Genomic DNA, 10,113 nt, shown 5'->3' on the forward strand with positions numbered 1-10,113 from the left:
TTATTATCCTTTCATCAAAAATGGTGGATAAGCTTCTAGATCCCCTCTTATATATCTATTTAATAGCATTGCTTGAACATGAGGGATGAGTCCTATCTTTATTTTTTCATTTATAAAGGGATGGTTAATCTCATCTTGCTTTCTTTTTTGCCAATTTTCTAGTACCTTTGCCCTGCCCTTATCATTTAACAGTACTGCTCCTGTTTCTTTTTTCTCAAAATCTTTGGAAGTAATAATGTTTTTGTTTATCATTGTAAGGGCAAGTCTATCACACATATAGGCTCTTAGTTCTTCTATCATATCTAGGGCCATGGAGCTTCTGCCTGGTCTATCGACATGAAAAAATCCTACATAACTGTCAATACCTACACCTTCTAAAGCAGATTGCATCTCATATGTTAAAAGCGAATACATAAATGATAAGAGGGCATTTGTATTATCTTCTGGAGGTCTTCTATTCCTATCTATAAAATAAAATTCATCTCTTTGGGATACTATCATCTCGTCAAAGCAAGCAAAGTACCTACTAGCTACATTGCCCTCAATGGCTCTTAGGCTATCTTTATTATCTGCCTGCCATATACTTTTTAAAGAAATATCTATAAATTCTATCGTCTTTAATAGTTTTTCAGAGTCTATTTTTTGACCATGATCTCTTATTGCTCTTTTTAGTACTTTTCTAGAATTAAAGATTTTTGCATAGATAATATTTTGTACAAATTCTAAACTTTCTTCACTATCGGCTATCTGGTATTGACGTCTTCTTAAAAGCACATTACCATTTGTCTTACCTATTATCCTACCACAAAATCTACCTTCTGGAGTAAAGAAGGATATGAGCAAATTATTTTCCATAGCAAATTTCATCAAAGCTGGACTCACTCCTGTGTAGTTAAAACACATAATCCCATCTAGTATATGGATAGGGAACCTCTTTAAAACTTTAGAATCTTGTATTATCACTACATTTTCCCCATCTTTTGATAGGTAAGCATCTTCTATAGTAAGGTATAAAATATTTTGTAACTTTTTCATCTAATCACCTAATAAGTAGTTTTTAACTGACTTTTTCTTTTTTGTAAGTCTGGGCATGCATAAATCGTATAGGGAGCACATAGTGCAATTTTTAAAATACTCGGCATCTGGAGTTAGTTTATTTTCATACATAATATGCATTTGTTCTGCAATATCTCTAACTTCATCTTTTAGCTTATCTGTTATAGCTATACTTTCTCTTTTCTTAGTAGAAAAATAAAATAAATCTGCATTTTCTATATTAATATTATATTTTTCTTCTAAACACATTACTTGGGCAACTAATTGTACTACATCCCTATTATCTCTTTTGGCTTTCCCTCTCTTATATTCGACTACATTTGGCATCCACAAACCTTGTTTATTGGCAATTTCTATACCCTTATCACCTTTTATAAATTCTACAGTATCTAAGATACCTGATAGGCCTAAGATTTTTGAACTAACTGGTATAGCTCTAGAGATAATAATATCTTTTCTTTTTTCTTTTAGGTAGGGATTATCTGTTATTTCATGGAGCTCATTGCCTTCTGCTGTAAATGAGTTGTCAGACCATACTTGTTCTATATGGATTAAGGCCCATTGTCTTTTACAAAAGTAAAAGTGTTGGATGCCACTTAGCATTAGGTAGTCATCTGGGGCCGGCATTTAGATTCCCTCAATAATTTCGAGTGTTAGTCCCTTATCTTTGTATTCCCTTAACTTTTCTTCATCTAATCTAAAATTATAATCTTCATAGGAAGGATTGGTATTATTTATGTCTAATTCATCATATTTTACTAATTGCTTTATCTTTGCACTTGATACATTGCCTAGTTTGTTGCTGTGGATAAACCAGTAAATCTCTTTTACTTCCATACTTCCATCTGGTCTAGCACTTGATACATCGTTGATAAATAATGTTTTTAGAGCTTCTTTTAATATTTCGAGGTCTTTTTCATCAAAACCTGTTCTTTCTGAGTAAAATGAATTTACACTTCCTTGTACTAGGTAAACTCCATAGTCAACAAAGTTTTTGTTACCCATGGTATCTGATGCTCTCTTTTCTCCTGCATCTTTGCCATTGGTGCTTCTAACTATTTGCATTGTTTCTGTGATGACTGGGTCTAGGGATTTAGAAATAGATATTGATACAGGTCCTCTGATGCCAATTGATTTATTGTTAAATGTTACTACTTGACCAAAGGATCTTACATCTATCCATTTTTCGTTCATGGATTTTTCTATTACCTCATTATCCTTTTCTTTATCAAAGTAGGCCTTGTATCTTTTTTCTAAGGATCTAAAGTCATCGTCTATTCTATCATTTGCCTTTACAAAGATATCATAACCTTCTCCCAAGTCATTTTCCTTAAATTGGTCTTGCATTCTATTTCTAATTTTTCTTTTGATACATACATCAGAGATTATTCCATAGCCTAGTGAGTCTATCCTAGGCATATTTCCTGCTAAAGGATCCCCATTCGGATTGGCATTTTTTACTTCAATTGTCATTAAAAAATCAACTTTATTCTTTATCATCTTCTCTCTCCTCATTTACTTGATTTCTTAGTCCATATATAGAGCTATTTTGAGCGGTATATCCAAACAAAAATTTATAGTCTAAGGGTGCATTAAAACTTTTATCATCTAGCTTATAGTTTTCACTAATTTTTGTAAGCAACTGGGATTTTATTTTATCTAGTCCCTTATACATTCTATAATCTGTTGTCTTTAGCTTATTTAGATAAGTATTGGTCTTTTTTTCTAATATAGTAATTGTTGTCGCTGGTCTATCTAGATAGTTACTCCAAAATTTTTCAGCATTTGTTAGTCTTTGTGGTTGGTATTCTCCATTTTCTATTATATTTTTATTCTGATATGTGCTTAGTTCAATATTGTGATAGACACTAAGTAACCTTCCCAGAAGATAAGACCTATCATTATTATCTTTATCAATCATTCTTGTAAAATTCTCCTCATTTGAGTTTTTAAGTACTGCTCTTGCTACAAATAACAAATTGTTCCAGACCCTAGGATCTTTATAACTATTTCTTTTTCTAATATTTTGTTTAAATTTATTTTCTATATTTTTAGGTAAAAAACTTCCATTAAGTAGACTAGTTACCAAAGAAACGTACTGGTTATTCATAAAGTTTTTATTATCATAGTCTAGACCCCTGCCAAGTTTTAGGTCTCTCTCTATGCCATACGCATTTATAAAGATACTATAAAATGAAGGGGTAAGAGGGATAAAATCTTCAATATTTTCGTTATATTTACTCCAATTATATCTATCCTCCCATTTCTTAAGGTTATCTTGTAACTCTGATACTTTTAGTTGGTTAAAGTATTTTATGACTACCCTGCCAGGGTTAAATGAGTCAATTATCATACAATAAAAGTCCGAATCATCACTATAATTTGCTTTTCCTAGCTTAAATGACTGACTTATATTTTCAGTATTTATATTAGCAGGACTTGCTTTACTGCTAATACTTGCAAGTTGGTTAAGAAAGTCTAAGTCTTTTCCACTGGATTTTTTAAAGGTTATATCTATATTTTGAGAGTTTTTAACATCTTCAGAAAACCAAGTTATTAAATATTGTTTTTCAGCTATTCTTATATGTGACTTATTATTTTCTATAAGATAGGCGAGCATTAGGTGGATTTTTTCAGATGTTTCTCTGCCCACCTTTAAACTGCTAGTATCTTTATTAAGCCTGCCTACATAAGCTTCTTTGTTATTGCTCACACTTATAAGTTTTGCATTACCTAAAAGCCCCCTATGTTTTTGAGTTATATATTCTTTAGCTCCTGATATATGGCATACTCCATTTGGAGTATCGACATAGTTAGTAAAGTCTATAAATGACTTGTGCAAGTTTTTATAAGAGCTTACGCTCATATCTTTTTCACCTATAAATGAGCTTATCTCAAACTCTAAAAAGACATCTGATATATCTACTTTTTTATCTTCATATTCTATATCATAGCCATTTAAATTTTTAAAATCACTTACTAAATTACTAGCTATATTTTTTAAAGCATATTTTTTATCTAGAAAATCAAAAATAGTCTTGATGAACTTTTTAATATCTTTATCATCTTCAAAATCTATCCAGGCTAGTAGATTTTCCTTATAGCCTTCAAGTAAGTTTCCATCTTCATTAAATATATACTTAACTTTATCTACTAGAGCGTGGGATGGGGCCTTCCTACCTGACCTTGATGCTGAATCTTTTGTTACTGGAAAAATTATTACATCACTTATCTTATTTTCTTCATCAGCCTTACTTTTATATTGGTCTAAGTAGGAAGCTTGGTATAAGCTTGAATCTTTTTTAATCTCAACTTTTATAATGTTTGTCCCATTAGATCTTAATTTGCTATGGTAGATAGGGAGCAATGCTGGATAATCGTTATTATCTACTAGTCCAATATTTTCAGCATAATTATATGAGTTAAGCAGTGCTTCTAGTGCATTCATATACTACCATCCTCAAAATTCTCGTAATCAGCATACTCATCTTTAACAGATTTTATTTCATTTGGGTATTTAAAACTATAGGTGTCCAATGTATTTTTTATCTCACAGTCTTTGCTATCTTTAAAGGTAATAACTCCGTTCTCCATACTAGTTTCTGTAAAACATGATATCAATTCTCCACCTGGCTCAGTAGGGTAGATAAATTCAGAAAACATGATACCAAAGGATAGACTTTGACCGTCATAGAAACTTTTGGCATTTTCATATTCTTCTTTATCTATTTGCTCCGCTAAAGCAAAACATTCTCTAGTACCTAGAAAAACATCTCTTCTACCACCCTTTTTTAAAGATCTCTCCATGATAGCTTCATGTTTCTTGATATTTCTATCATGGGCTAAGTCTTCTCTATCTAGGTTCCACTCAAAGTAGAACTTGACTAGATAAGATACATCTTTCAAATAAGTGTAAGAGTTCAAATCATTAGACCCACCCATCATTAGAGTTCTAGCACCCATAGCTTCTGTTTTTATTTCATTTAGAACTTTCACTTCTTCGATTACATTCTTGAAAGTTGGTTTAAAATAAATTTGATCAGCTATCCCACGTAGGGCTTCTTTTGTGGGAACTTGATAGCTTGCTTTATCACCGGAGCTCTTGGAAGATGGGGAGCTAAATAATGCATAATCCCCATAAATCTTCGCAAAAAAAGTTTTTGATTGATTCATCTTACCTCCTTTTCTATTCTATGTTTTATTTATGCTTCTAACATCTCCGTATTTATAATATACTTTTAAAATAAAAAAGTCAAATGCTTTTATATAAATAAAAAGTATAATCTATGTTGTATCTAGTAACACTTACTAGCGGATTGAAAATATGTCTTATTTATACTCAAATAGAAAAGTTCATTTCTTTTCTATTTGGTATATCAAAGCATAAAACTTTCCAACTTAGATTCTTCAGTCAATCCAACTTTCTCATCATAATTTGATTCATTTAATATTTTTATTCCAAATATATCTAATCCATCTACATTTACTAATTTATCTTCAAAATCTTTAGTATTATATATATTTATAGTGTAAGGTTGTAGTTTATTTAGTAAATCTTTGATTTCATTAATCTTTTCTTTATTGCCATCATAACCTCTAAATTCTTCTATGGCAGCTATGAGTTCTTCTATCAAATCAAAACTTTCACCATAGTAAACTATTACTGATTATCCATCATCTTCTATTAGACTAAACTGATCAGAGGCTTCTTTAAGAGCTTGGATATTTACCCCATTAATATATCCAGTTTCTCTAATTTCTTTGTTTACAGAAAGTAAATCTATTAGAGTTTTGTTGGCTGATACTCTCTTGTCTAAATCATCTAAATTAGAAAAAAGTTTAGCATAATATCTTTTATTTAAAACGTCTATATCAAATTTTCCATCGTAATTATCTAATACTTTTTTTGTTATATTTTTCTTATTCTTAATAGACTTTAAACTTCTTAGATTTTCATCATCTTTATTTAGATTTACTAGGTAGGTCTCCCCCTTATCGTATTTTCCTTCTCTATTGCACCTACCCATGGCTTGGATAATAGAGTCAAATCCTGCATATGACCTATATAATCTTCTAAAATCTAAATTTACTCCTGCTTCTATTAAAGAAGTGCTTATAACTATTACAGCTATATCTTTGTTTAATTTTCCTTTTATCTCATTTATGATATCAAGCCTGTGTTTTGGGCACATATTTGTAGTTAAATAATATAAATTTTCTGTATTTTCTATATTTAATTCAAACATCTTATACAAGGTCATAACAGATTTTTTCGTATTTAAAATTATAAGGGTAGATTTTTGATGATCACTTAAAACAGAATTATATATGTCAGTTAGTTTAGACTCTTTTCCATCATTTAGTAAACTTACTTCTACTCGGTCAAAGATCTGTTTTTGCTTATCATCTAGATTTATCAAATCATAGTCTTCATTATTTGAACCACCATATATAATTTTATGTCTGATAGAATCATGGTTGAGACTAGGTTGGGTAGCTGAACATAAGATAATTATAGAATTCATCACTTTGCTTATAAAATTAAGCATTAGATTAAAGATATGGGTCATATTCTCTGGCAAAGATTGAACTTCATCCAAAATGATTACACTATTGCTTAAGTTATAAAATCTTCTAAGGCTTGATGATTTTGACTTAAACAAGGTATTGGCAAATTGTACCATGGTAGATAATATTACTACTTGATCCCAAGATTCTTTTATATACTCTCTCATAGCAGCCTTATTGTTATCGTCAGTGTCTTCATTATCAAAAGAATCATTATTAACAACATTTGTATGGTGCTCTAATATATAACTATCATTCGCTAGGGTTTTTCTATACTCAAAGGCATTTTGCTCAAGAATTGATAAGAAAGGCGCTATATAAATCATCTTATTTTTATTATTATTTTTCATTTGGTGAAGAGAATATAACAATGATAGTTTAGTTTTGCCAGCTCCTGTAGGTAAATCTAGTTTGTAAATCCCATTGCTATCCGTGTCATACCTAGTGCGGATATCATCTACTATGCTTGCCCTTACCTTATTTATATCACTAGTTGGTGTAGGATAAGACTCGTATTCAGCTTCTAATTGCTGGTAAAAATATTCTATGACATCTTGACTTTCATTATTAGTTTTTCTATCAATAATTTTTTCATAGGCATTTATAGTGTCATAAATATCCTCATTTTTTAGTATAGAAAGGATAAGTCTGATTATGCAGTGGTTATAATAATAAAAGTCTACGTTAGGATTATTTGATTTTTCTAATTCTACTTTATTTATAATATCTCTGTATTCTTCAAATCCTTTTTTAAAGATACCTTCAAGGGAAAGCTTATAATTTTCATAGCAATATTTACTAATATTATTTGCATAATTCTTTACAGAGCTATAATTGTATTTTCTATTTTGGATATCATATTCAAGCCTTTGATATATACTGTTGATAACTTTTTTATTATAAGTACCTATGTCAAAAACTCCATGGTGGGCCTCTATGACATACATTAAAATTTCCGTATAAGATTGGCATATAGGACTTTTAAAGTCTTCATTTTTATCTCCTATATCGCAATAAATTTGATATAAATATTTTGCACCAGCTGAAGAGTGATTTACACTATTATATTTATTATTTTTTATTTTATCTTGAAACAAGGGGTCAGCCTTACCAAGATCATGTAAAAAGCCAACTATTAAGGACATATACTCAATATTTAGTTGTTTACCTAAGCTAAAACTTGCGTCGCCTACATTTATCAAATGATTAAATAACGATTGTTCCCTACCATTTTCATCTTTGTGAGCTATAATCATAGTTCCTCCATTATTGATAAAATTATATCTAAGTACTATTTTAATATATTTTATAGGATTAATATATTAATTTATATATTTTTTAAAAATAAGCATAAAAAAAGCACCCTACCGGGTGCTAAAATGTTGGCGTGCCATTGAGGATTCGAACCCCAGGCCTTCTGGTCCGTAGCCAGACGCTCTATCCAGCTGAGCTAATGGCACAAATATTTGTTTTCATGCGCTCTAGAAGCTTACGATTCTTTCACTAAGTTCTTTTAATTCGATACGATCATCTCAAAGTTTTCAGATGCTATGCACCTAAAAACTCAAGTGACTTGGAGCGGGTGAAGGGAATCGAACCCTCGCAACCAGCTTGGAAGGCTGGGGCTCTACCACTGAGCTACACCCGCATATTAAAAAATCACCAAACCAAACATCGACTGTTCGGGATATCTGGTGATATTATGGAGCGGATGACGAGATTCGAACTCGCGACCCTCGCCTTGGCAAGGCGATGCTCTACCACTGAGCCACATCCGCATAACTAACATAATAATTTAATTAAATTTAAATGGCGACCTGGATGGGATTCGAACCCACGACCTCCGCCGTGACAGGGCGGCATTCTAACCAGCTGAACTACCAGGCCAATAACAAGCCTCTATAGCTAATGAATAACCCTTCGCAGAATAATTTTGTTAAACAAAAAATTAAACTTCCAAGGATAATAATCATTAAGCCAGGTAGACTTATTTGGAGCTGATGATAGGACTTGAACCTACAACCTATTGATTACAAATCAATTGCTCTGCCAATTGAGCTACATCAGCGTGCCTTATGTAAAGGGTTGGGCTAGGGTAAAATTTATACCCTAGAGTTTATTTAACTAGCCATATATCATCGTGTTAACACCCCGCGATCATTCCGTGCAGGCGGAAAGACAAGATAATCAAGCTAATTCTTATATGGTGGAAGTAACAGGGCTCGAACCTGTGACCCCCTGCTTGTAAGGCAGATGCTCTCCCAACTGAGCTATACTTCCATATGAGCAATACTCACAGAACTTTTATAGTCCTCGGACTTCATCCTGCGGTATTTCGTGCTGTTGCACGACTCCTCCATGATCCGGAGGGGCTTGCTGTTGGTGACCCTACCGGGATTCGAACCCGGGATACCACCGTGAAAGGGTGGTGTCTTAACCGCTTGACCATAGGGCCATATATAATAATATATATGATAGATATTTATTTTAACCAGCTTACGAACCTAACTTAGTTAACGATAGCGAGCTTTAGTAGGTTCCATGCAACTCATTTCCCAAAAGGCTTTAACCGATTGGTGAGAAATGATCTGCTGATTATAGGGCCTCTTTCAACATTATGGTGACCCCATCGGGATTCGAACCCGAGAACCCGCCGTGAGAGGGCGATGTCTTAACCGCTTGACCATGGGGCCAAAGATTAATAAGGATCACTCTATTGAAAATCTCAACAGAGTAAAAGATATTAAAAAATGGTAGCGAAGGACGGACTTGAACCGCCGACACTCCGGGTATGAACCGAATGCTCTAGCCAGCTGAGCTACTTCGCCATATAATAATTATTTTATAGTAAAATTAACCTATCATATTTTACTTAAAAATGGTTGCGGGAGCAGGATTTGAACCTACGACCTTCGGGTTATGAGCCCGACGAGCTACCAAACTGCTCCATCCCGCGATAGTTAAAACTTGCTCTTTTGCAATATTTAAGTGATTTAAATGCACACTAGTAAATTAATAAATTTTACCTATACTATATAAAGCATACACCTAATTGGCGCTCAGGGTGGGATTCGAACCCACGACCTGCCGGTTAACAGCCGGATGCTCTACCACTGAGCTACCTAAGCATATATCTATACTTAATCTAATTTAATATTTTTCCATTTAATACTCTACTAGCCAATGTGGCTAGTATGTATTAGATGTTTAGCGACTTCCTACTCTACCGGGAGGTCACCCTCCGAGTACCATCGGCGTTAGTAAGCTTAACTTCTGTGTTCGGTATGGGAACAGGTGTATCCTTACTGCCATCGTCACTATATTATGACCTAACCCGAAAACTTGTTTTCGCTGGTAGGTCAGATGTCGCGAAACAGAAATCTCTGATTTCGTCTTGTAGCCGACCCTATCAGCTTAAAGTTTGAGTTGGTGTTTATGAACTTTTAAATAGCAGACAATATTTCCAGTCAAGATTATAAGTATTAGTAT

General features: G+C 32.7%; 7 protein-coding genes, 11 tRNA genes and 1 rRNA gene. All 19 read right to left on the reverse strand.

The features are described from left to right. Nucleotides 1–3: 3 nt before the first annotated feature. Nucleotides 4–1,035 carry a type I-C CRISPR-associated endonuclease Cas1c gene (gene cas1c, locus AB9Q04_RS05830; RefSeq protein WP_410024425.1) on the reverse strand — a complete coding sequence of 344 codons (1,032 nt, stop codon included), beginning with the start codon at nucleotides 1,033–1,035 and terminating at the stop codon, nucleotides 4–6. Further along, nucleotides 1,036–1,683, reverse strand: a complete 648-nt coding sequence (gene cas4, locus AB9Q04_RS05835; RefSeq protein ID WP_410024426.1) for a CRISPR-associated protein Cas4 — start codon at nucleotides 1,681–1,683, stop codon at nucleotides 1,036–1,038. Beyond that, nucleotides 1,684–2,556: a type I-C CRISPR-associated protein Cas7/Csd2 gene (gene cas7c / locus AB9Q04_RS05840; protein WP_410024427.1), complete on the reverse strand. Its 873-nt coding sequence runs from the start codon at nucleotides 2,554–2,556 to the stop codon at nucleotides 1,684–1,686. Next, entirely contained in the window at nucleotides 2,543–4,504 is a 1,962-nt protein-coding gene (cas8c, locus tag AB9Q04_RS05845) for a type I-C CRISPR-associated protein Cas8c/Csd1 (RefSeq protein ID WP_410024428.1), read from the reverse strand. The genes cas7c and cas8c overlap by 14 nt, the downstream gene beginning before the upstream one ends. Next, nucleotides 4,501–5,229 (reverse strand): type I-C CRISPR-associated protein Cas5c, encoded by a 729-nt coding sequence (gene cas5c / locus AB9Q04_RS05850; RefSeq protein WP_410024429.1) that lies wholly within the window; start codon nucleotides 5,227–5,229, stop codon nucleotides 4,501–4,503. The genes cas8c and cas5c overlap by 4 nt, the downstream gene beginning before the upstream one ends. Before the next feature lie 203 nt (nucleotides 5,230–5,432). Next, nucleotides 5,433–5,690, reverse strand: a complete 258-nt coding sequence (locus AB9Q04_RS05855) for a hypothetical protein (RefSeq protein WP_410024430.1) — start codon at nucleotides 5,688–5,690, stop codon at nucleotides 5,433–5,435. Nucleotides 5,691–5,723: 33 nt separating this feature from the next. Next, entirely contained in the window at nucleotides 5,724–7,880 is a 2,157-nt protein-coding gene (gene cas3, locus AB9Q04_RS05860) for a CRISPR-associated helicase Cas3' (RefSeq protein WP_410024431.1), read from the reverse strand. A gap of 127 nt (nucleotides 7,881–8,007) precedes the next feature. Continuing rightward, nucleotides 8,008–8,084 (reverse strand) — tRNA-Arg (locus AB9Q04_RS05865). A gap of 114 nt (nucleotides 8,085–8,198) precedes the next feature. Continuing rightward, nucleotides 8,199–8,272, reverse strand: a tRNA-Gly gene (locus tag AB9Q04_RS05870). A 55-nt stretch (nucleotides 8,273–8,327) separates the two neighbouring features. After that, nucleotides 8,328–8,402 (reverse strand) — tRNA-Gly (locus AB9Q04_RS05875). A 32-nt stretch (nucleotides 8,403–8,434) separates the two neighbouring features. Next, nucleotides 8,435–8,511: transfer RNA gene (locus AB9Q04_RS05880), tRNA-Asp, on the reverse strand. 105 nt (nucleotides 8,512–8,616) lie between these two features. Then, nucleotides 8,617–8,692: transfer RNA gene (locus AB9Q04_RS05885), tRNA-Thr, on the reverse strand. 136 nt (nucleotides 8,693–8,828) lie between these two features. Next, nucleotides 8,829–8,904 (reverse strand) — tRNA-Val (locus tag AB9Q04_RS05890). 100 nt (nucleotides 8,905–9,004) lie between these two features. Further along, nucleotides 9,005–9,079 (reverse strand) — tRNA-Glu (locus AB9Q04_RS05895). A 163-nt stretch (nucleotides 9,080–9,242) separates the two neighbouring features. Continuing rightward, nucleotides 9,243–9,317, reverse strand: a tRNA-Glu gene (locus tag AB9Q04_RS05900). Between the two features lie 58 nt (nucleotides 9,318–9,375). Then, nucleotides 9,376–9,452, reverse strand: a tRNA-Met gene (locus tag AB9Q04_RS05905). A 51-nt stretch (nucleotides 9,453–9,503) separates the two neighbouring features. Beyond that, nucleotides 9,504–9,580 (reverse strand) — tRNA-Met (locus AB9Q04_RS05910). Between the two features lie 97 nt (nucleotides 9,581–9,677). Further along, a tRNA-Asn gene (locus tag AB9Q04_RS05915) sits at nucleotides 9,678–9,752 on the reverse strand. A gap of 77 nt (nucleotides 9,753–9,829) precedes the next feature. Further along, a 5S ribosomal RNA gene (gene rrf / locus AB9Q04_RS05920) occupies nucleotides 9,830–9,946 on the reverse strand. Nucleotides 9,947–10,113: the final 167 nt, after the last annotated feature.

The sequence above is a fragment of the Anaerococcus groningensis genome (assembly GCF_046365465.1).
GTDB classification, from domain to species: Bacteria; Bacillota; Clostridia; order Tissierellales; family Peptoniphilaceae; genus Anaerococcus; species Anaerococcus groningensis.

Coding starts and splice junctions, on each gene's coding strand:
- cas1c (WP_410024425.1), bottom strand. CDS start 1,035: ATGAAAAAGTTACAAAATATTTTATACCTTACTATAGAAGATGCTTAC.
- cas4 (WP_410024426.1), bottom strand. CDS start 1,683: ATGCCGGCCCCAGATGACTACCTAATGCTAAGTGGCATCCAACACTTT.
- cas7c (WP_410024427.1), bottom strand. CDS start 2,556: ATGATAAAGAATAAAGTTGATTTTTTAATGACAATTGAAGTAAAAAAT.
- cas8c (WP_410024428.1), bottom strand. CDS start 4,504: ATGAATGCACTAGAAGCACTGCTTAACTCATATAATTATGCTGAAAAT.
- cas5c (WP_410024429.1), bottom strand. CDS start 5,229: ATGAATCAATCAAAAACTTTTTTTGCGAAGATTTATGGGGATTATGCA.
- cas3 (WP_410024431.1), bottom strand. CDS start 7,880: ATGATTATAGCTCACAAAGATGAAAATGGTAGGGAACAATCGTTATTT.